Annotated in this window: 17 protein-coding genes; 12 read left to right on the top strand and 5 right to left on the bottom strand. The window is 64.7% G+C overall.

What is annotated here, in order from left to right; genetic code table 11:
- Positions 1-47: 47 nt before the first annotated feature.
- The gene (locus tag ACN9MW_RS07185; protein ID WP_426169160.1) at positions 48-428 is read left to right on the top strand and encodes a DUF883 family protein; all 381 of its coding nucleotides are present in this window, start codon (positions 48-50) and stop codon (positions 426-428) included.
- Here ACN9MW_RS07185 and ACN9MW_RS07180 read toward each other — a convergent pair.
- The gene (locus tag ACN9MW_RS07180) at positions 425-1,207 is read right to left on the bottom strand and encodes a substrate-binding periplasmic protein (RefSeq protein WP_426169157.1); all 783 of its coding nucleotides are present in this window, start codon (positions 1,205-1,207) and stop codon (positions 425-427) included. The genes ACN9MW_RS07185 and ACN9MW_RS07180 overlap by 4 nt on opposite strands.
- Before the next feature lie 114 nt (positions 1,208-1,321).
- On the opposite strand from ACN9MW_RS07180, the gene ACN9MW_RS07175 reads away from it, so the two are divergent.
- Both ACN9MW_RS07175 and ACN9MW_RS07170 read left to right on the top strand, forming a co-directional pair.
- Positions 1,322-2,302 (top strand): porin, encoded by a 981-nt coding sequence (locus ACN9MW_RS07175; protein ID WP_426169155.1) that lies wholly within the window; start codon positions 1,322-1,324, stop codon positions 2,300-2,302.
- 8 nt (positions 2,303-2,310) lie between these two features.
- Positions 2,311-3,060, top strand: a complete 750-nt coding sequence (locus tag ACN9MW_RS07170) for a substrate-binding periplasmic protein (RefSeq protein ID WP_426169152.1) — start codon at positions 2,311-2,313, stop codon at positions 3,058-3,060.
- On the opposite strand, the gene ACN9MW_RS07165 is transcribed toward ACN9MW_RS07170, so the two are convergent.
- Positions 3,036-4,037, bottom strand: coding sequence for a GlxA family transcriptional regulator (locus ACN9MW_RS07165; protein ID WP_426169149.1), 1,002 nt, complete (start codon positions 4,035-4,037; stop codon positions 3,036-3,038). The genes ACN9MW_RS07170 and ACN9MW_RS07165 overlap by 25 nt on opposite strands.
- 111 nt (positions 4,038-4,148) lie before the next feature.
- Here ACN9MW_RS07165 and ACN9MW_RS07160 point away from each other — a divergent pair, with 111 nt between their 5' ends.
- From ACN9MW_RS07160 to ACN9MW_RS07145, 4 genes are read left to right on the top strand one after another with little or no spacing between them, the layout of a single operon-like run.
- A complete protein-coding gene (locus ACN9MW_RS07160) occupies positions 4,149-5,396 on the top strand; it encodes a parallel beta-helix domain-containing protein (protein ID WP_426169146.1) in 1,248 nt (415 codons plus the stop codon).
- Positions 5,396-6,526: an SO2930 family diheme c-type cytochrome gene (locus tag ACN9MW_RS07155; RefSeq protein WP_426169144.1), complete on the top strand. Its 1,131-nt coding sequence runs from the start codon at positions 5,396-5,398 to the stop codon at positions 6,524-6,526. Before ACN9MW_RS07160 ends, ACN9MW_RS07155 begins: the two co-directional genes overlap by 1 nt.
- A gap of 12 nt (positions 6,527-6,538) precedes the next feature.
- Positions 6,539-8,932: a TonB-dependent receptor gene (locus ACN9MW_RS07150; RefSeq protein WP_426169142.1), complete on the top strand. Its 2,394-nt coding sequence runs from the start codon at positions 6,539-6,541 to the stop codon at positions 8,930-8,932.
- A 46-nt stretch (positions 8,933-8,978) separates the two neighbouring features.
- Complete coding sequence (locus ACN9MW_RS07145; protein WP_426169140.1) at positions 8,979-11,237, top strand: ATP-binding protein; 2,259 nt, start codon at positions 8,979-8,981, stop codon at positions 11,235-11,237.
- Here ACN9MW_RS07145 and ACN9MW_RS07140 read toward each other — a convergent pair.
- The 3 genes from ACN9MW_RS07140 to ACN9MW_RS07130 all read right to left on the bottom strand — a co-directional run bounded on the left by ACN9MW_RS07140 (position 11,176) and on the right by ACN9MW_RS07130 (position 13,835).
- A complete protein-coding gene (locus tag ACN9MW_RS07140; RefSeq protein WP_426169138.1) occupies positions 11,176-12,171 on the bottom strand; it encodes a DUF4424 family protein in 996 nt (331 codons plus the stop codon). The genes ACN9MW_RS07145 and ACN9MW_RS07140 overlap by 62 nt on opposite strands.
- A 115-nt stretch (positions 12,172-12,286) precedes the next feature.
- Positions 12,287-13,123: a pyrroline-5-carboxylate reductase gene (gene proC, locus ACN9MW_RS07135; RefSeq protein WP_426169135.1), complete on the bottom strand. Its 837-nt coding sequence runs from the start codon at positions 13,121-13,123 to the stop codon at positions 12,287-12,289.
- A gap of 4 nt (positions 13,124-13,127) precedes the next feature.
- Positions 13,128-13,835, bottom strand: a complete 708-nt coding sequence (locus ACN9MW_RS07130; RefSeq protein ID WP_426169133.1) for a YggS family pyridoxal phosphate-dependent enzyme — start codon at positions 13,833-13,835, stop codon at positions 13,128-13,130.
- A 57-nt stretch (positions 13,836-13,892) separates the two neighbouring features.
- Between ACN9MW_RS07130 and ACN9MW_RS07125 the strand changes: the two genes are divergently transcribed.
- The 5 genes from ACN9MW_RS07125 to ACN9MW_RS07105 are packed head-to-tail and all read left to right on the top strand — an operon-like array spanning position 13,893 to position 20,588.
- Positions 13,893-14,936, top strand: a complete 1,044-nt coding sequence (locus ACN9MW_RS07125) for a type IV pilus twitching motility protein PilT (RefSeq protein ID WP_426169131.1) — start codon at positions 13,893-13,895, stop codon at positions 14,934-14,936.
- Positions 14,937-14,938: 2 nt separating this feature from the next.
- On the top strand, positions 14,939-16,075 hold the full coding sequence (locus ACN9MW_RS07120) for a PilT/PilU family type 4a pilus ATPase (RefSeq protein ID WP_426169129.1): 1,137 nt from the start codon (positions 14,939-14,941) through the stop codon (positions 16,073-16,075).
- Positions 16,075-16,560, top strand: coding sequence for a glutathione peroxidase (locus ACN9MW_RS07115; protein ID WP_426169126.1), 486 nt, complete (start codon positions 16,075-16,077; stop codon positions 16,558-16,560). The genes ACN9MW_RS07120 and ACN9MW_RS07115 overlap by 1 nt, the downstream gene beginning before the upstream one ends.
- 15 nt (positions 16,561-16,575) lie before the next feature.
- A complete protein-coding gene (locus ACN9MW_RS07110; protein WP_426169124.1) occupies positions 16,576-19,608 on the top strand; it encodes an MHYT domain-containing protein in 3,033 nt (1,010 codons plus the stop codon).
- Positions 19,605-20,588, top strand: coding sequence for an HD domain-containing phosphohydrolase (locus ACN9MW_RS07105; protein WP_426169122.1), 984 nt, complete (start codon positions 19,605-19,607; stop codon positions 20,586-20,588). Before ACN9MW_RS07110 ends, ACN9MW_RS07105 begins: the two co-directional genes overlap by 4 nt.

The following is a 20,588-nucleotide window of genomic DNA, read 5'->3' as shown; positions in this document are numbered from 1 at the left end:
CTATACTGGAATTTACTTCGAGTGCTGTTCACTGAGACGAGGCGATCATGGACCAGACACCACAATCCACTACCGCAAAACCCAACGGCGGCGGCGTTGCCAACGGCAAGAGCCATAGCCACAACGAAAGCATGGAAGCCCGCGAAAAATTGATGGGCGACTTGAAACAGGCCGTGCAGGATGCCGAAACCTGGCTGCGCAATGCTGCTACGGCCAATTCCGAAGACCTTGGCATGGTCAAGGCCAAGTTCGAAGACACGCTGCGTACCGCCAAGCGCGACCTGCTGAAGCTGGAAGACAGCATGATTGCCCGTGGCAAGATGGCAGCCCAGGCCACCGACCATTATGTGCATGACAATCCGTGGAAGTCGGTTGCCACTGGCGCCGCCATCGGCGTGATTGTCGGCCTGCTGATCGCGCGCCGCTAGCGTCCGTTGCTGCCGGCCTCGCCGATGCCGTGGCTGGCACGCAGCAGCTGCAACATGCCCTGCTCCCGCTGCAGGAAGCGGTTGAATTGCTCAACCACTTCCTTGCAGCGTAAGGTCGACAAGCGAAAGTCGGAGCGGGCATGCGGCAGGCCTGGGTCGAACACCAGGCCGGCCGGCGCCTTCAGGTCGCCGGCCAGCATATGGTTGGCGACATCGACATTCACGTACGCGGCGTCGAGATGGCCGCCAAGGACCAGCCGCAGCAGGCTGTCGGTGCTGCCGACGGTCGACACTTTCAATGCGTGGCTGTCGATGGCAGCCTTGTAAGGCCATGGGGTGAACCCCAGCACCGTGCCCAGTGTCCGCAGGTCCGCCAGGCGCTTGCCGCGCTGCTGCGGCAGTACCATGGCGCCCTCCTCGGTTGACACCACCACCTTGCTGTAACTCAGCTGTATGCCGGCTCGCAAGTCCTCGCGCCACTGCGGATGATCGGGATACTTGAAGTCGAGCGTGCGTTCGGACAGGAAGCGGCTGTACAGCCGGTTGATCGGCAAGGGAACGTACTCGAAGGTATAGCCATGCTGGGCGGCGAAGGCGTCAAGCACCTCGCGCGCATAGCCGCCGTAGCGATTGTTCGCGTCCACGGTGTGCAGCGGCAGGTATTGCAGTTTCTCGACCCCGATGCTGAACTTGCCACCGCGCGCCGCTTCGCAAGCATGGGCCGCCGCCAGCGGGCCGCCCAGCCAGAGCGCTGCACACAGTAGGGTCTTGGTCAACATGGGGCCAGCATAGACAAATCCTGTAGCGAATGCAAAACAGTGCCCGGCCTCAGCATTGCATTGTTGCGCGCCCAGGCGTACAAAGTAACTATCTGCTTTTTCCGCGAGGCAGTCGTGAACCGGCTTGCACTGGCATGGCCTGCATTGGCAACATGCGTCACAGCCTTTGCCCAGCAGGGCATCACCGTATATGGTGTGGCCGATCTTGGCGTGGTGCGCGACAGCGATTCAGGCGTCACCACCATGAAGGTTGACAGCGGCCTGCAAACCGCCTCGCGCCTGGGTTTCAAGGGCACTGAAGCACTGGGCAGCGGCCTGGCGGCCAGTTTTGTCATCGAATCCCAGATTGAAGCCGATTCGGGCCAGCCATCTTTCGCCGGCCGCGTGTTTGGCAGCCAGGTGTGGGTCGGCTTGTCCAGCCCGCTGGGCACGGTCAGGCTGGGCCGCATGTTCACTCCCTATTTTGGCGCCATCGCCACCAACGATCCGTTCGACGCCAAAGGTCCCGGCGAAGCGACACGCCTGTTCCAGGATTCCGGCGTGCGCATGGACAATACGGTCAAGTACTCGCTGCCGCCGACACTGGGCGGCTTCTACGCCGACCTGGCCTATGGTTTTGGCGAGTCCGGTGTCAGCCAGGCTGCCAACCGACAGCTCAGCATGGACGCGGGATATACGGCCGGGCCCCTGAATACCGTGCTGGCCTTCCATCAGACCAACGATGCCCAGGGCCGCAAGCAGGTGCGCAGCGTGCTCGCAGGCGGCAATATGGATTTCGGCCGCTTGCGCGCCTGGCTGCTGGCTGCGCGCAACCGCAACGACAGCGAGCTCGATACGCGCGACTACCTGCTGGGCGTGAGCGTGCCGTTTGGCGTAGCCTCGATCGCCGCCACTTACGTCTACAAGGCGGACCGCTTCCACGCCAATGCCGATGCACGCCAGCTGGCCGTGGGCTATTACTACGCGCTGTCGAAGCGCACCAATACCTATCTCATCGCATCCGACCTGCGCAATGACGATGCCGTGCAATACCAGGCATCCTTGCCCGGTGGCGCACGGCGCCTGCTTGCCTGCGGCATGCGCCATCAATTCTGAGGCATGCCGTGTCCTGGACCATCCATCTCGTACGCGCCGCCGCCCTGGCCTTGGTTGCCGTCCCCGCGCTGGCGGCCGAGGTCACAATGGCTTTCGGCGAAAAGATCCCGCCCTTCTGCTTTCCCGAAACGGACTCCGGCATCGAACTGGAAGTGATGCGCGAAGCGCTGGCGTACCGCGGCCACGTCCTGAGGCCGCGCTACTACTCGTTTGCCCGCATCCCGGTCGCCTTCAAGGCTGGCGAAGTGGAAGCAGCGATGACCGACCTGGGCGAAGACATGACGAGCTGGGGCGCCTACTATGGCAACCCCGCCGTCATCTACGACAATGTCTTCATCACGCTGAAAGAACGCCACTTGTCGATCACAAAGCCGGAGGACTTGCGGGGGCTGACCGTGATTTCCTTCGCCGGCGCATCCAAACGCTATCCGGACTGGCTGGACGCCGTACGCAAGGCGGGCCATTACTATGAGCAGAACGACCAGGCCTTGCAAGTGCTGACGCTCGATCGCGGACGCTACGACGTCGTTCTCAGCGACCGCAACATCTTCAAGTACTTTACCCTGCAACTCAAGCTTAACAAGTCGTTCAGGCCCAAGCCGGTGGTCGAGCATCCCTTCGTCAAGCTCAACCCGATGGACTACCGGCCTGTCTTCCGCGACGCCGCCATCCGCGACGATTTCAACGCAGGCCTGAAGCAGCTGAAGGATACCGGCCGCTTCCAGGCCATCTACTATAAATACCTGGCAGGCGACTGAGCGGCGCCGGCGCGGAACGCGGCCGGCGTGACGCCGAATAGCTGGCAGAAACTGCGGCGCATCATCGCCTCGCTGCGAAACCCCGATTTCAGCGCAACCTGCAGCATCGACAGGCCCGGCCGGGCCAGCAGCTCCTTGGCATATTCGCCGCGGCAGCGGGCGATATAGATGTGCGGCGGCATGCCCACCGCATGCTGGAAGCGGCGCGAGAAATTGCGCACGCTCATGGCCGTGCGCTGCGCAGCCCCTTCCACCGTCAAGTCCTGCTTGAAGCAGCGCTCGATGTATTCCTGCGCCTGGCGGATGCGCTGGTCGCCATGCTGTTTCAGCCCTGCATTGCGCAGGGCGATGTGCCCCGCGCTCGGCTGGCTGGGGGGATTGGTATAGCGCGAGAGCTTGTGCGCCACCGCGTCGCCGTGGAAGTGGCCGACCAGGTAGCTGCAGGCATCCAGGCAGGGGTTGACCGAACCGGCGCTGATGATGCTGCCGTCGATCACCAGCGGCACGTCGGGGCTGAAGCGCACCTCCGGATAGTGCTGGGCAAAGACGCGCTGGTCCGACAGGTTGCCCGTCACTTCGCGGCCGTCGAGCAGGCCAGTCTCGGCCAGGATGCGCATGCCGCCCGCCATGCCCACCAGCACGGCGCCGGCGGCGTGGGCTTGCAGCAGCCAATCGCGCAGCGGCGAGGCGATCGGCTGGCGCGCGGACAGCGGCAGATAATAAGGCGGCACGATGACGGCTTGCGGCGCCGGCATGTCGGCCAGCGTTGCCTCCGGCTGCAATGACGGGCCGGTGAAGGAACGCACCGGCGCACGGTCGATGGCCACCAGGCGCGCCCGGAACAGCTCCGCTGCGCGCAGGTCCGCGTTGCGCGCATGCAGCGTGCCGGCGATCGCAAACGCTTCCCGCGCCAGCAGGGCAAGGCCTCCCCAGCAGTCGTCCCCCACAACAATGGCGATTGAAACTGGCGCTCTCATCCTGGCCGATACTAACAGCAGAATTGGCCGATCTTGCACATATCATTTCAATAATGGACAGATATACTGGCTTCGCTGCTGCATCCCTACAACAATAAATGGGAGACATGTATGTACAAAGCCATCGGCGCACTCGCGCTGTGCGGCCTGCTATCCGCCTGCTACAAGACCACGCCTTCCTTGCCGGCGCCTGCTTCGGCTGCCGACATCGCGTTCCAGAAGCAACTCCAGGAACAACTGCTCGACGCCAAGCCCGGCTCGGTGATCGAGATCCCCGCCGGCAAATACCGGTTCACCAGCGGGCTGCAACTGCGCGCGGACGGCGTGACCATCCGCGGCGCGGGGATGGACAAGACTGTCTTGTCTTTCAAGCCGCAAGTAACAGGACCGGAAGGTCTGCTTGTCTACGGCAACGACTTCACCATCGAAGGCCTGACCATCGAGGATTCCAAAGGCGATGGCCTGAAAATCAATGACGGCGACCACATCACCATCAGCAACGTGAGGGTGCAATGGACCGGCGGCTCCAAGGTGACCAACGGCGCTTACGGCATCTACCCGGTCAAGACAAGGAATGTGCTGATCGACCACTGCGTGGCCATTGCCGCATCGGACGCCGGCATCTACGTCGGCCAGTCGCAGAACGTGGTAGTGCGCAACTCGCGCGCCGAAGCCAATGTAGCGGGCATTGAAATCGAAAACACCATCAACGCCGACGTCTACGACAACGTTGCCACCGCCAACACCGGCGGCATCCTGGTGTTCAACATGCCCAACCTGCAGCAGCCGGGGCACAGCACGCGCGTGTTCAGGAACAAGGTCATCGAGAATAACCTGGGCAACTTTGCCGCCAAGGGCACGGCCGTGGCCAGCGTGCCGGCCGGTTCGGGGGTGGTGATAAACTCGAATTCGAAGGTGGAGATCTTCGACAACGACATCGTCAACAACCAGACCGCCAACGTCATCATCTCCAGCTACCACTCGACCGGCTACTTCACCGAGAAAGGCGTCTCCAAGGACTACGACCCGTATCCAAAGGCGATCTACGTCTACGGCAACCGCTTCAAGGGCGGCGGCGACGCGCCCGACGGCCTGGACCTGAAGGCGCTGAAGGTGGCGATGTACGGCCTGTCCGGCCACCTGCCCGACGTGCTGTGGGACGGCTACGCCGACAATGCGCTGGCCAGGAACGGCGTTATGCCTGCCGAGGCCCGTATCTGCGTGCAGGACAACGTCGAAGTGCTGAATGCCGATGGCCCCAACAAGTACAAGAACCCGAAAGCCGATTCGGCCCCGCACCGCTGCCAGCTTGCCAAGCTGCCGCCGGTTACCATCCCTCAACTCAGTTCGCAATCCTGATGAAGCTTGCCGTCCCTGCTTTCCGCCCGTGGAGGGCGGCCGGCGTGGCGGCGTGCGCGCTCGTTCTTTCATCCTGCGCACGCAGCCCTGCCCCGCCCGCCGAACCCGTGAAGTTCATCGTCGAGGGCCGTCCTGAAAAACTCAGCGAGTGGCGCCTGATGGCGGCCAGCGACGGCCGCCTGGCACTGAACAAGGACGTGCTGCCCTACACGCTGAACACGCCTCTTTTCAGCGACTACGCCCACAAGCTGCGCACGGTGTGGATGCCGAAAGGCGTTTCGGCTGCCTACAAGGCCGATGCCGCCTTCGACTTCCCGGTCGGGACCATCATCAGCAAGACCTTCTATTACCCGCGCGACGGCGGCAGCCAGGCCGTGCTGGCGAGCGACGACAGCGGCACCGACACCACGCTCGACCTGGGCAAGGTGCGGCTTATGGAAACGCGCCTGCTGGTGCGGCGCGAAGGCGGCTGGGTCGCCTTGCCTTACGTCTGGAACGAGGCGCAGACCGAGGCCGAACTGAAGCGCACCGGCGACCAGGTGCCGATGGAGCTGGTGTCGGCCCAGGGCCGCCAGAAGTTCACCTACGTGGTGCCGAACGTGAACCAGTGCGCCTCCTGCCATGTGACGGACTTGAAGAGCAGGAAGTTCGAACCGCTTGGCCTGAAAGCGCGCCACATCAACCTGAACGGCCAGCTGGAAAAGATGGTGCAGGCAGGCTACCTGCAAGGCGTCCCGGGCGCCGCCGACGTGCCGCACAATGTCGACTGGCGCGACAAGGGTGCTCCGATCGATGCCCGCGCGCGCGCCTACCTCGATATCAACTGCGCCCACTGCCATAACAACAAGGGCACCGCCAATACCACCGCCCTGCACCTGGAGATTGGCGCGCCGGCCAACCAGCACCTGGGCCTGTGCAAACCGCCCGTGGCCGCAGGCGCCGGCACCGGCGGCAACTCCTTCGGCATCAATCCCGGCAAACCGGACGACTCGATTTTCGTCTTCCGCCTGAAATCGACCGAAACCGGCGTGATGATGCCCGAACTGGGTCGCACCACTTCGCACCGCGAAGGTGTTGAACTGATACGCGAATGGATCGCATCGATGAAGGAAAGCTGCAACCAACAATAACGGGGAGACCACATGAAGCTGCGCAAGAAAGTCCTGTCGTCCAGCATTTCCACCGCCCTGCTCGCCTGCAGCGGCGCCGCCATGGCCGCCGATCCGGCGCCGAAGGAAGAAACCCATGTGGTGGTCGTCACCGCGCAGAACCGCACGCAGCAGGCGCAGGACGTGCCGATTGCGCTGCAGATCATTGGCGCCGACCAGATCGACAAGCTGGCCGCTCCCAGCCTGGCCGAAATGAACGGCTACATCCCCGGCCTGTCGGTCAACGCCGAGCAGGCGACCCAGCCCTCGCTGTCGCTGCGCGGCATCGGCACCGGCGACTTCGGCATCGGCACCGACGCTCCGGTCGGCATGTACATCGATGGCGTCTATGCCGGCAAGACCGGCGGGGCGATCATGAATTTCAACGACGTGCAGCGCATCGAAGTGCTGAAAGGGCCGCAAGGCACCCTGTTCGGCCGCAACAGCGCGGCTGGCGCCATCTCGGTCGTGACGCGCGAACCGGGCCGCGACACCGAACTGGAAGCGCGCCTGCGCTACGGCCGCTTCCACACTCGCAACGTCGAGCTGATGGCCAATACGCCGCTCGGCGACACCACGGCGCTGCGCATCACCGCCGTGCATCACGGCACCGACGGCTGGCTGAAGGATGCGGCCACAGGCGACTCGCTACAGCACGGCACCGACAACGGCTTGCGCGCGACCCTGCGCTGGGACGCGCCGGCACGCGCGAAAGTGCTGCTGTCGGTGGAGGCCGAAAAGCTCGACCACATGGCGCGCCCTGCCATCGGCCTGGTGGCCGGCGTTCCGGTAGTGCCGTCCGACCCTTCCACCTACCTCGACCCGCGCACGGCCCCGGTTTACAACGACGCCATGAACAACGGCGAAACGCGCGACTTCCGCGGCAGCACGCTGCGCATCGAAGTGCCGCTGGGCTGGGCCACCTTCAATTCCACCACCGGCTATCGCCGCTTCGACTCGCGCAACCGGCAGGACAACGACGGCACCAACCTGATCACCCACTACGTCGATACCGAAAACTCGGAACGCAACCGCAGCTGGCAGCAGGAATTCCGCCTGTCGGGCAATACCGGCATGGCCGACTGGGTCACGGGCCTCAGCTTCTATCACGAGAAAGCCCGCCAGACCAGCCAGGTCAACACCAACACCAACACCCTGGACACCATTTTCGGCAACGTGGCCAGCTTCCCCGTTTTCAGCCTGCTGGAAGGCGCCGCGGCCGCCGTCGACATTCCGGCCGGCTTGCTGGGCAACCCCTGGCAGGAGAACATGCACGTCGAGGGCCGCTACAAGGCGACCGCGATCTACGGCGACGTGATCTGGCACCTGGCGCCGAAGCTGAACCTGACCACCGGCGTGCGCTACACGCGCGACGACAAGCGCTTCAGCTGGTATAGCCCGCCGCGCACGGCGGCCGGCCTGGACGACAGCATCACCCGCCTGCAAAACCTCGGCTTCTTCGATGCCCTGGTCGGCATGGGCGCCCTCACGCCGGAGCAGCTGATGATGGCGCTGGGCGCGATGACGCAGAACATCGAGTTCACCAGCGCCGGCGCGACCACGGCGCCGCTGTCCAGGAAGAACAGGTGGAACGACACCAGCCCGCGCGCAGTGCTCGACTACAAGCTCAACGACGACATGATGGTGTACGGCTCCATCGCCAAGGGCTACCAGGCCGGCGGGTTCAATGCACTGCAGGTGAACGCCACCTACGAACCGGAAAAAGTGTGGAACGCGGAAGTCGGCGTGAAAAACTACTACCGCCAGTACAAGCTGCTGGTGAACGCCTCGCTCTACAAGTACAAGTTCAGCAACCTGCAATCGCTGGCCCTGGTGAACAACGGTTCCGCCATCCCGACCTACCAGGTCACCAGCAGCGACCAGGAAGCGCATGGCCTGGACTTCGACATGCGCTGGCAGCCGGTGCGCGACCTGCGCCTGAACATGAGCGCCGCCTACATCGACCAGACCTACAAGACCTTCACCACCAGCGACGGCATCCGGCTCGATGGCCAGCCGGTCGGCACGCCGAAGTGGACCACCGCGCTCGGCGCCGATTACTGGGTGCGCGGCGTGGCGGGCGGGGACCTGAATTTCACGCTGCAGCATGCCTATACCAGCGCCACGCGCTGCAATGCCGATGCACTGCAGGGCGCCTGCCTGACCACGCCTCGCTTCCGCGTCGGCGGCGCCACCCAGCGCACCGACCTGCGCGCCGGCTACGAAGCCGCCAGCCATCAATGGGCAGTGGCGCTGTTTGCCAACAACCTGTTCGACAAGCGCTATGTGACCAGCATCGGCAACATGACCACCGGCCTGCTTGGCACGCCGTACGCCATGGTCAACTCGCCGCGCCAGGTCGGCGTCGAACTGCGCGTGAACATGTAGCCACTTGTAGTAAAATCAACCCCTTAGCCAATACTTTTATGTTGCAATGTTCGTCCGCGCCAAGCGTTCTTCCACCACACCGGACCGGCCCCCGCAGTACGACGGGGCCGGGGACTTCCTGTCCCGCCGGCTCGATGGCCTGAACGAACAGGCCGACAACCTGCAAACCTGGCGCAACAACCTGTTGAACGGCTTGTGCGCCGTTGCCTTGTTCCTCGGGCTGGTGGTGGCAATCCCCAGCGTCGTGGGCAGCATGAAGATGAACCAGTGGCCGCTGATCGTGAGCGATATCACGGCCCTGGTTTGCGTCGGCATCCTGTATTGCTATCGCGCCTTGTCGTTCCGCTTCCGCGCGCTGGCATTCCTGGCCATCAGCTACCTGCTTGCACTGGTCCAGCTCTTTTCCGTGGGGCCGCTGGTCCAGCCCTACCTGCTTGCCGTTCCGATCCTGTGCACCGTGCTGCTCGGGCTACGCCCGGCCATGGTGGCCTTGCTCTGGTGCAGCGCCACCCTTTTCATCGTCGGCTATTTCGGGAACATCGATCCTGGCTTGAGCAAGGTGTTTGTGACCCTGCTGATGCACTGGTCGCTGGTGTCGCTGAACTTCACGCTGGTGGCTGCGGTGCTGGTGGTGTCCTGCGCCTACCTGCTGCACGGCCTGGAAGGCGCCTTGGCGCGCCAGCGTGCGGTGCAGGAAGCGCTGGAAAAGCAGGTCGCCACCTTGCAGGCGCGCGACCTGGAATTGCGCGAATCAATGGCTGCACGCAAGGCGGCGGAAGAATCGAACGAGCAGAAGTCGGAATTCCTGGCCATGATCAGCCACGAAGTGCGCACACCGCTGGGCGGCGTGATCGGCATGCTGCAGCTTGCGAAGAAGGACGCCAGCCTGTCGCCCGAAACACGCAACAAGCTGCGCATCAGCCTGGGCAACGCGGAGGTGCTGCTGCACATCATTAACGACATCCTCGATTTCTCGCGCCTGGAGGCGGGCAAGATGCCGTTCGAAAGCATCGACTTCGACCTGCCGGCCCTGCTGCGCGACGTGGTGGCGCTGCTGGCCGATCGTGCCGAGACCAAGGGCATTTCGCTGGTGGCCGAGATCGACCCGGCCTTGCCGCGCTGGTGGCGCGGCGATCCGGTACGACTGCGCCAGGTGGCGATGAACCTGGTGGGCAACGGCGTCAAGTTCACCGAGCGCGGCGAAGTTCGCTTGATGGCCAGCGTGGCGCACAACGGCGGCATCGCGCTGGCCGTCTGCGACACCGGCATCGGCATCGAGCCCGATGCGATTTCCCGCCTGTTCCGAAAATTCGAGCAGGCCAATGCAGCCACCTCGCGCAAGTACGGCGGCGCCGGCCTGGGCCTGGCGATCTGCAAGAACATTGTCGACGCCCTGGGCGGCACGATCGAGGTGCGCAGCGAACGCGGCGCCGGCAGCGTGTTCGAGGTGTGGCTGCCGCTGCAGGCAGGACAGCCCGCAACCGAAAGGGCGCTGGAGGCGCGCGCCCCGCATGCCGCGCGCCTGCAGATCCTGTGCGCGGAAGACGGCAGCACCAACCAGATCATCCTGCGCGAGCTGCTGGGCGAAATGGGCCATGCCGTCACGATCGCGGAAGATGGCGCCGCTGCGCTGGCACGCCTGGCGGAACGCGACTTCGACCTGGTGATCATGGACAGCCGCATGCCGCGCATGGACGGCATCGCCGCCCTGCGCCTGCTGCGTGCCGGTGCGGCCGGCGTGCGGCAGCCTGCCATTCCGGTCATCGCCCTGACCGCCAACGCGGCTGCCGAAGAGCGCGAGCGCTTCATGGAAGCCGGCGCCAACGGTTTCCTGCCCAAGCCGATCGACGAGGCAAACCTGCATGCGGAAATCGGCCGCCACGCCGGCTTGCTGATGCAGTCGCCGCGCCGTGCCGAGCTTGACGCCATGTTCGGCACCGCGGACAGCGTGGCGCCGCCGCCGGCGACGCGCGCCTTAAGCCCCGCAGCCTGCGCCGCCTTCATGCAGGAAGGCCCGCGCCAGCTTGCCGCAATCCGGCAGGGCATCCAGTGCGGCGACGTTTCGGCCATCAGCCTGAACGCGCATAGCCTGCAAGGCAGCGCCGGCCTGTTTGGCGCGCGCGAACTCAGCGCCCTGTGCGGCCTGGTCGAAACGCTTGCCAACGCCGGCATGATCGAGCGCATTCCGCCGCTTGTCAGCGAAGTGGAAAGCGAGCTGGCGGCGCTGCTGGCCGAACTGGCCCTTATTCAAAACTGTAAAAATTCAGCACCAGCCGCTCCTGTGGCACATAGTCACGCATCTTGAAGCGCAAGGTGCGCTCGCCGATGCGTTCCGGCTTGCCGGGGAAGCATAGCGAGACGGTGTCCTGCGGTGTCTCCTTGACGACGTCGAGCGTGAACTCGCCGATGCTGCCTTTCCAGTTGCGCCCCGTACCGAGGATGTATTCAACGTCCTTCAGGTTGATGTAGCCCGATCTGGCGCCATCTTTCACTCTCTGGCGTGCCTTGTTCAACACGGCCTTCATTCCCCCCTCCCCCAGGCAGGCGCGATCCTGTTCCCCGATGGATGAAAGCGGGACGCTATCTTCAGAAGGTGGCCTTGCGCCATCATAGGTGCCGAAGATGCGGCCGGCAAAGGGACGATAGGAATGCGTGACGACGACTTCCTTCCCGGCAGGGAAGGCCTGGGTCCAGTACGCCGTTTCCGCCACCCGCCATTGCGGCATCCTCTGGTCGCTCGCGCCCAGTGCATGCAGGCGTGCCACCACCGCCTCCGGCAGCGTCATGCCGCCGGTATCGAAGGCATCGCCAAAGGTGCGGAAGATGTGGTCTTCACTCAAGCCGGCCCGGCGCAACAGCGCCGTGATATCGCGCCCCTGCAGCAAAGCCTTGCGTTCCGCACGCACCACGGCCGGCTTGCCATCGACGTGCACCAGGAAGCTCTCGACCGGGCCGATATTGCGCCAGTTCGCATCCTGTTCCGGGTCCCAATGGAATTCCGGCATCGGGAAAGCGACCACGGTTTCGATCGTGCGCGCGCTCTCGTTGCGGAAGCGGTATTCCACTTCGATGCGCTTGACGGAAATGCTCAGGTGTTCGCTGAGCATGCGGATGTCGCCGTTTTTTTGCAGCACCAGGCCGCCGGCGCCGACGCGCGCCGTGGAATCGTTGGCCTGTGCCACCGGCCCGGAAAACAAGGCGGCCAGCACTGCCAGGCCAGCCGCGATCGTCCTGCGCATATCCTGCTCCATTCCAATATCAACAAAGCAAGAATGATATGTGCTGTGCCACACCGGGTCCACTGGCCCGGCGAGCCAAGCGCATGGCCTGGCAAGCCAGGGAAGCCGCCCGGCGTCAGCCGGCGGCGCCGAGCTGCTCGCCCAGCTCCTTGCCGCGCGCGGCGGCAGCCTTGACGGCGGCGACGATGGAGGCCTTGACGCCGCTCGCTTCCATGCAGGCCAGGGCGGCATAGGTGGTGCCGCCTTTGGAGGTCACTTTCTCGCGCAGCACCGGCACCGGGTCGGGCGACTGCAGCGCCAGCTGGGCTGCGCCGGTAAAGGTGGCCATGGCCAGCGCCTTGCCCTGCTCCGCCGTCAGCCCCAGCTCCTCGGCCGCCTGCTGCATCGCTTCGATGAAATAGAAGACATAGGCCGGACCGCTGCCGGAAACGGCCGTCACGGCGTCGATCTTCGCTTCATCGTCCAGCCACACCGTGGCGCCCACGGCGCGCAGGATCTGGTCGGCCGCCTCGCGCTGCTGGACGCTGACGCCGGCGGAAGCCACCATGCCGGTCACGCCCATGCCGATCAGGGCCGGCGTATTCGGCATGGTGCGCACGATGGCCTGGTAGCCGCCCAGCCAGCGCGACAGGTCGGCGGCGCGGATGCCGGCCGCAATCGACAGCACCAGCGGCGAGCGGCCGGCCGCCTGCGCCGCCTGCAGCAGCGGCAGCAATTGCTGCGTCACTTCGTGCATGACCTGGGGCTTGACCGCCAGCACCAGCACCTCGGCCGCCGCCACCGGTTCGCCGGCCGCCGCGGCCACGGTGACGCCGTATTCCTGGCGCAGTTTTTCCAGCGAGGCCGGGTTCGGGTCCACCACGTGGATATTGGCGCCGGGCGCCAGCTTGCTGGCCAGGCCGGCGATCAGCGCGGCGGCCATGTTGCCGCCGCCGATAAATGCAATCTTCATCACGTTATCCTTTGTTGTAGTCGCGGGCGCCGAAAATGGCGCTGCCGACGCGCACGATGGTCGCGCCTTCATGAATGGCGGCGCGCATATCGGCCGACATGCCCATCGACAGCGTGTCGAGCGCCAAGCCCTCTGCACGCAGTTGATCGGAGAGTTCACGCAGGACGCGGAAGGCCGCGCACTGCTGGTCGAAATCGTCTTGCGGCTCGGGGATGGACATCAGGCCGCGCAAGACAAGGCGCGGCAGCGCGGCCACGGTACGGGCCAGCGCTGCGGCGTCGGCGGGCAGCACGCCGCTTTTGCTGGCTTCCCCGCTGGTATTGACCTGGATGCACACCTGCATGGGGTGCAGGCCTTGCGGCCGCTGCTCGCTCAGGCGTTGCGCGATCTTTTCGCGTTCAATCGTGTGCACCCAATCGAAGTTTTCAGCTATAAGACGCGTCTTATTGCTCTGGATTGGTCCAATAAAATGCCATTCCAACGGCGTGCAGCCGCGCATTCTTGCCAGTTCGTGGATCTTGTCCACACCTTCCTGCACGTAGTTTTCACCGAAAGCACGCTGTCCCGCCAGCACCGCCTCGAAAACTGCCTGCGCCGGGAAGGTCTTGGAGACGGCCAGCAGCTGCACTTCGTTGGGCGCGCGCCGCGCTTCGCGCGCGGCAACGTTAATTGCTTCAGTAACAACTTGCAAGTTGTGGGCTATTGTGGACATAATCGAATGAGACAGTGCCAAGCTTTTTTGGCTATTGAAAAAGCACAGGGATTATAAATGGACATTTCCGAACTTCTCGCATTCTCCTTCAAGCAAAAGGCATCCGACTTGCACCTGTCGGCAGGCTTGCCACCGATGATCCGCGTGCACGGCGACGTGCGCCGCATCAACCTGCCTCCGCTCGAGCACAAGGACGTGCACGGCATGATCTATGACATCATGAACGACGGCCAGCGCAAGGCATACGAAGAGATGCTGGAATGCGACTTTTCGTTCGCCATTCCGGGCCTGGCGCGTTTCCGCGTCAACGCCTACAACCAGGAGCGCGGCGCCGCCGCCGTGCTGCGTACCATTCCTTCCAAGGTCCTGACGCTGGAAGAACTGAACGCACCGAAGATTTTCGCCGATTTCGCCATGAAGCCGCGCGGCCTGGTGCTGGTGACCGGTCCGACCGGCTCCGGCAAGTCGACCACGCTGGCAGCGATGATCAACCATCTCAACGAAAACGAGTACGGCCACATCCTGACCATCGAGGACCCGATCGAATTCGTGCACGAATCGAAGAAGTGCCTGATCAACCAGCGCGAAGTGGGCCCGCATACGCTGTCGTTCAACAACGCGCTGCGCTCGGCGCTGCGGGAAGACCCCGACGCGATCCTGGTGGGCGAGCTGCGCGACCTGGAAACCATCCGCCTGGCGCTGTCGGCGGCGGAAACCGGCCACCTGGTGTTCGGCACCCTGCACACCTCCTCGGCCGCGAAAACCATCGACCGTATCATCGACGTGTTCCCGGCCGAAGAAAAGGAAATGGTGCGCGCCATGTTGTCGGAGTCGCTGCAGGCGGTCATTTCGCAAACCCTGCTCAAGACCAAGGACGGCTCCGGCCGCGTCGCCGCGCACGAAATCATGATCGGCACCCCGGCAATCCGCAACCTGATCCGCGAAGCCAAGATCGCGCAGATGTACTCCTCGATCCAGACCGGCAACAACGTTGGCATGCAGACGCTGGACCAGAACCTGACGGACCTGATCCGTCGCAACATGATCTCCCCGGCAGCAGCACGCTCGGCGGCCAAGATCCCAGATAACTTCCCAGGCTAACCATGGAACGCGACCAGGCTTCAAAATTCATGTTCGACTTGCTGCGCCTGATGGTCAGCAAGAAGGGCTCCGACTTATTCATTACCGCCGGCTTCCCGCCGGCCATCAAGATCGACGGCAAGATGACGCCCGTGTCGGCGCAGGCGCTGACGCCGGCCCACACCTCCGACCTGGCCCGTTCGATCATGAACGACAAGCAGACCGCTTCTTTCGAACTGACCAAGGAAGCCAACTTCGCGATCAGCCCCGGCGACCTGGGGCGCTTCCGTGTCTCGGCCTTCGTGCAAATGAGCGCGGTCGGCATGGTGCTGCGTACCATTAACAGCTCGATCCCGCAATTCGACGAACTGGGCCTGCCGCCCATCCTGAAGGACGTGATCATGTCCAAGCGCGGCCTGGTGATCATGGTCGGCGCGACCGGTTCCGGTAAGTCGACCACGCTGGCGGCCATGGTGGGCCACCGCAACGAAAACAGCTACGGCCACATCATCACCATTGAAGACCCGGTCGAGTTCGTGCACCCGCACCGCAACTGCATCATCACCCAGCGCGAAGTGGGGGTCGATACCGAGGACTGGGAAGTGGCGCTGAAGAACACCCTGCGCCAGGCGCCGGACGTGATCCAGATCGGCGAGATCCGCGACCGCCAGACCATGGACCACGCGATCGCTTTCGCCGAAACCGGCCACCTGTGCCTGGCCACCCTGCACGCCAACAGCTCCAACCAGGCGCTGGACCGTATCATCAACTTCTTCCCCGAAGAGCGCCGCCAGCAGCTGCTGATGGACTTGTCGCTGAACCTGAAGGGCATGATTTCGCAGCGCCTGATTCCGAAAAAGGATGCCAAGGGCCGCGCCGTGGCGGTGGAAATCATGCTGAACTCCCCGCTGATCGCGGACCTGATCTTCAAGGGCCAGGTGCACGAGATCAAGGAGCTGATGAAGCGCTCGCGCGAACTTGGCATGCAAACCTTCGACCAGGCGCTGTTCGACCTGTACGAAGCGGGCCAGATCACCTATGAAGATGCGCTGCGCAACGCGGACTCGGTCAACGACCTGCGCCTGGCCATCAAGCTGGAATCGAAGGAAGCGAGGAACCGCGACCTGGCCGCCGGCACCGAGCACCTGGGGATCGTCTGATGAGCACTGTTTACGACTTCAGCGCCGACAGCCTGTCAGGCCAGCAGGTGGACCTGAAACAGTACCAGGGCAAGGTGCTGCTGATCGTGAACACGGCCAGCAAATGCGGCTTCACGCCGCAGTACCAGGGGCTGGAGGAACTGCACAAGCAGTTCGCCGGCCAGCCCTTCGAAGTGCTGGGCTTCCCCTGCAACCAGTTCGGCCAGCAGGAGCCTGGCGGCGCCGACGAAATCGGCGCCTTCTGCGAGAAGAACTATGGCGTCACTTTCCCGGTGTTCGCCAAGATCGACGTCAACGGCGACAACGCGCACCCGCTGTACCAGCACCTGAAAAAGAATGCGCCGGGCATCCTCGGCACGGAAGGCATCAAGTGGAACTTCACCAAATTCCTGGTGCGCAAGGACGGCAGCATCCATGACCGTTATGCGCCGACCACCAAGCCTGCCGACCTGGCAGACGAGATCAGGAAGCTGATAGCGCAGTAAGGAGGAAGCGCCGCCATGGGCGAGATCAAGCACTACTTGATCCAGCTGTTTTCGCCGCCAGCTGACCCGGCGCTACTCACCTACGGGATCTACACTCCCTCGCTTGTCATCCTGTCGCTGCTGGTGGCGAGTTTTTCCTCCGCCATGGGCCTGCAGATGGCCGGCCAGGCGGCACGCAGCAGCAAGCGCACGCTGCGCCTGGCCGCCCTGGCGACCGGCAGCTTTGCGCTCGGCAGCGGCGTGTGGGCCATGCACTTCATCGGCATGCTGGCCTTTAACCTGTGCACGCCGGTTTCCTACGATCCTTCCACCACCCTGCTGTCGATGCTGCCCAGCATCGCCGCTTCCAGCGTCGCCCTGCCGCTGCTTGGCCGTCATCGTATCGGCGTGCGCAGCCTGCTGGTGGGCGGGGTACTGGTCGGCGCGGGTATCGGCGCCATGCACTACACGGGCATGGCGGCCATGCGCTCGGCGCTGCATCTGCGCTATGACCCGTGGATGTTCGGGCTGTCCATCGTGGTCGCCATTGCGCTGGCGACCCTGGCGCTGTGGGTGCGCTTCGGCTTGCAGGGCTCGCAGGGCTTGCGCCGCCGGCTGGGGGAACGCGGGACCGTCGCCGCGGCCGGCGTCATCATGGGCTGCGCCATCTCCGGCATGCACTATACCGGCATGGCTGCGGCGCGCTTCGTCGGCCGCGTGCCGCTCGACCCGGCCAGCGGCATCGCGAATGCCGGCTTTCTGGCGCTGGCGGTGACCCTGACCACCGCGCTGCTGACGGCGCTGGTGGTGTTCGCCAACGGCATGCTGCGCTACCGCGCACTGTTCCACCACGTGAGCGACCTGGAACAGGCGCTGCGCGCCAGCGAAGAGCAACTGCGTTCGCTGGTCGCCAACATCCCCGGCATCACCTTCCGCTGCCGCAATGCGCCAGGCTGGCCGCTGGTATTCGTCAGCGACGCCATCGAAAGCATGACCGGCTACCCCGCCTCCGACTTCCTCGGCGATCCGCCCCGGCGCCTGTTCGGGGAACTGGTGCATCCAGACGACTGGCCGGGCGTGCAGCAAGGCTGCCGCAGCGCGGTCGAACAGCGCCGCGCGTTCACGCTGGAATACCGCATCATCCACCGCGACGGCAGCATCCACTGGTTCTGGGGCAACGGCAACGTGGTGCTCGGCCCGGACGGCGAAGTCGAACTGCTGGACGGCGTGGTGCTCGACATCAGCAACCGGCGCCTGATGGAGCAGGACCTGCGCATTGCCAAGGAGCGCGCCGAGCAGGCAGCGGCGGCACGCGCCGCTTTCCTGGCCAATATGAGCCACGAGATCCGCACCCCGATGAACTCCATCCTTGGCTTCACCGACGTGCTGCTGCATGGCGAATTGAGCGCCGTGCAGCGGCGCCACCTCGACACGGTGCGCAATGCCGGCCGTTCGCTGCTGCGACTGTTGAACGCCATCCTCGATACCGCCAAGCTGGACAAGGGCGCGGTGGAACTCGAACTGCATGATTTCAGCCTGCTGGCCCTGGCCGACGAACTCTCTTCCAGCATGGGCAATGCGGCCAAGGCCAAGGGCCTGGCGATGTCGCTGCACTACGACCCGGCACTGCCGAACTGGATCCACGGCGATGAACTGCGCGTGCGGCAAGTGCTGACCAACCTGCTGGACAACGCCGTCAAGTTCACCAGCCAGGGCAGCGTGTCGCTGGCTGTCAACGCCGAGCGCGAAGGCGAGCGGCGCCTGGTGCATTTCGCCGTCAGCGATACCGGCATCGGCATTGCGCCCGACCGCATGGCTGCCATCTTCGAGCCCTTCGTGCAGGCCGACGCTTCGATGAACCGCCGCTTCGGCGGCACCGGCCTGGGCACCACCATCTGCAAGCAACTGGTGGAGCTGATGGGCGGACGCCTGTGGGCCGACAGCACGCCGGGCGCGGGCAGCACCTTCCACGTGCTGCTGCCGCTGCTGGCGGCGCGCGACGAAGCCGTGCGCAGCGCGGCAGCGCCCACCTTGCTGCCGCCGATGCATCTCCTGGCTGCCGACGACGTGCCGCAGAACCTGGAAGTGCTGATGCTGTTGCTGGCAAAGCTGGGCCATACCGTGACCGGCGCCAGCGACGGCGCCATGGCTGCGCAACTGGCGTCCGAAGCGCAGTTCGATGCGATCCTGATGGACGTGCAGATGCCCGGCATGGACGGCCTGGAGGCCACACGCCGCATCCGCGCCGACGAAGCGGCCGCGGGCCGCAAGCGCACCCCGGTCATCGCCATGACGGCCAGCGTGCTGGAACGCGACCGCGACGCCACGCGGGAGGCCGGGATGGACGGCTTCACCACCAAGCCGGTGGACGTGGCCGTGCTGACGCAGGAACTGGCGCGCGTGCTTGGCATGCCGTCCGGCGCGCCGCAACTGGCGCCAGCGGCCAGCCCGGTGCGCGGCATGGTGCTGAATGCGGACAAGGGCCTGGCGCGCTGGGCCGGCCAGCGCGAAGCCTACCAGCGCGCGCTGCAGCGCTTCGCGCAAGACTATGAGAGCGCGCAGCGGGAACTCGGGTCCGCAATTGCTGCTGGCCAGCACGCAGCCTGCGCAGCCCTGGCGCACCGCCTGCGTGGCGCCGCCGCCAACCTTGGCATGGAACAATTGGCAGATGCGCTGTGGCGGCTGGAGACCGGCCTGCAGGCGCAGGACGGCCGTGCCGGGCTGCCGGCCTTGCTGGAACAGGCGACGCAGCGTCTGGCGGACGCCCTGGCCGCCGTGTGGGCGCGGGACGATGCCGGCGACCCGCTTGCGCAGTCCGCAACGCCGGCGTCGCCGCTCGACCTGGAGCAGGTGCAGGCGATGGGCAAGGCCATGCTGCAGTCGCTGGAGCGCGGCAGCTTCGAGCAGCAGGAACTGGCCGCGCTGGCCGATGTGCTGCGCGGCTGCGTTGCCGAAGCGCACCTGCAGGCCCTGCAGCGCGCGCTGGACGACTTCGACTTCCCGGCCGCCCGCGACGCCTTGCAAGCGCTGCTCGACGAATGCCTGGACACGCAAAGGAATACGCCATGACCCGACAAGCCACCGTGCTTGCCGTCGACGACGAATCGACCAACCTGCAGCTGCTGCGCCAGATCCTGCAGGACAGTTACCGCCTGCTGTTTGCCAAGGATGGCGCGCGCGCCATCGAGCTGGCGGTCAACGAAAAACCCGACCTGATCCTGCTTGACGTGATGATGCCCGAAATGACGGGTTACGACGTTTGCCGGGTACTGAAGGCCAACCCCGCCACCGCCAATATCCCCGTGATCTTCGTCACCGCGCTGACCGATTCGAACGACGAAGTGGACGGTTTCGAAGCGGGCGCGGTGGACTTCATCAGCAAGCCGCTCAGCCCCGCCGTGGTCAAGGCCCGCGTCAAGCTGCACCTGTCGATGGTGCGCATGGAGGAGCTGCGCGCCAGCCGCCTGGCCATCGTGCAGCGGCTTGGCCTGGCAGCCGAGTACAAGGACAACGAGACCGGCCTGCACGTGATTCGCATGAGCCATTATGCCCGCCTGCTCGGCACTGCCGCAGGCCTCGACGAGCAGGACGCGGATGACCTGTTCATTTCCGCCCCCATGCACGATATCGGGAAGATCGGCATCCCCGACAGCATCCTGCAAAAACCTGCCCGCCTGACGCCGGAAGAATACCTGGTCATGCAAACCCACCCCGGCATCGGCGCCCACATCATCGGCCAGCACGAGGGCGGCATGCTGGCCATGGCGCACGACGTGGCGCTGTGCCATCATGAAAAATGGGACGGCAGCGGCTATCCCAATCGCCTGGCCGGCGAAGACATCCCGCTGGCGGGCCGCATCGTTGCGGTTGCCGACGTATTCGATGCGCTGACGTCCGTGCGCCCTTACAAGGCAGCCTGGAAGCTGGAGGATGCCTGCGCCTGGATGAAGGACCAGCGCGGCCGGCATTTCGAGCCGCGGCTGGTCGACCTGTTCCTCGACCAGTTGCCCGAGGTGACGCGCATCATGGACAAGTGGGCCGAGCGCTGA

Source organism: Pseudoduganella sp. R-34 (assembly GCF_049904655.1).
Lineage (GTDB): Bacteria > Pseudomonadota > Gammaproteobacteria > Burkholderiales > Burkholderiaceae_D > Rugamonas.
The sequence above is the reverse complement of the archived record's forward strand: the minus strand, read 5'-3'. Positions and strand labels throughout refer to the sequence as shown.

What these genes read in the sequence shown, in the direction of transcription:
- ACN9MW_RS07185 (WP_426169160.1), top strand. Translation starts at nt 48, where the DNA reads ATGGACCAGACACCACAATCCACTACCGCAAAACCCAACGGCGGCGGC.
- ACN9MW_RS07180 (WP_426169157.1), bottom strand. Translation starts at nt 1,207, where the DNA reads ATGTTGACCAAGACCCTACTGTGTGCAGCGCTCTGGCTGGGCGGCCCG.
- ACN9MW_RS07165 (WP_426169149.1), bottom strand. Translation starts at nt 4,037, where the DNA reads ATGAGAGCGCCAGTTTCAATCGCCATTGTTGTGGGGGACGACTGCTGG.
- ACN9MW_RS07160 (WP_426169146.1), top strand. Translation starts at nt 4,149, where the DNA reads ATGTACAAAGCCATCGGCGCACTCGCGCTGTGCGGCCTGCTATCCGCC.
- ACN9MW_RS07155 (WP_426169144.1), top strand. Translation starts at nt 5,396, where the DNA reads ATGAAGCTTGCCGTCCCTGCTTTCCGCCCGTGGAGGGCGGCCGGCGTG.
- ACN9MW_RS07150 (WP_426169142.1), top strand. Translation starts at nt 6,539, where the DNA reads ATGAAGCTGCGCAAGAAAGTCCTGTCGTCCAGCATTTCCACCGCCCTG.
- ACN9MW_RS07145 (WP_426169140.1), top strand. Translation starts at nt 8,979, where the DNA reads ATGTTCGTCCGCGCCAAGCGTTCTTCCACCACACCGGACCGGCCCCCG.
- ACN9MW_RS07140 (WP_426169138.1), bottom strand. Translation starts at nt 12,171, where the DNA reads ATGCGCAGGACGATCGCGGCTGGCCTGGCAGTGCTGGCCGCCTTGTTT.
- proC (WP_426169135.1), bottom strand. Translation starts at nt 13,123, where the DNA reads ATGAAGATTGCATTTATCGGCGGCGGCAACATGGCCGCCGCGCTGATC.
- ACN9MW_RS07130 (WP_426169133.1), bottom strand. Translation starts at nt 13,835, where the DNA reads ATGTCCACAATAGCCCACAACTTGCAAGTTGTTACTGAAGCAATTAAC.
- ACN9MW_RS07125 (WP_426169131.1), top strand. Translation starts at nt 13,893, where the DNA reads ATGGACATTTCCGAACTTCTCGCATTCTCCTTCAAGCAAAAGGCATCC.
- ACN9MW_RS07120 (WP_426169129.1), top strand. Translation starts at nt 14,939, where the DNA reads ATGGAACGCGACCAGGCTTCAAAATTCATGTTCGACTTGCTGCGCCTG.
- ACN9MW_RS07115 (WP_426169126.1), top strand. Translation starts at nt 16,075, where the DNA reads ATGAGCACTGTTTACGACTTCAGCGCCGACAGCCTGTCAGGCCAGCAG.
- ACN9MW_RS07110 (WP_426169124.1), top strand. Translation starts at nt 16,576, where the DNA reads ATGGGCGAGATCAAGCACTACTTGATCCAGCTGTTTTCGCCGCCAGCT.
- ACN9MW_RS07105 (WP_426169122.1), top strand. Translation starts at nt 19,605, where the DNA reads ATGACCCGACAAGCCACCGTGCTTGCCGTCGACGACGAATCGACCAAC.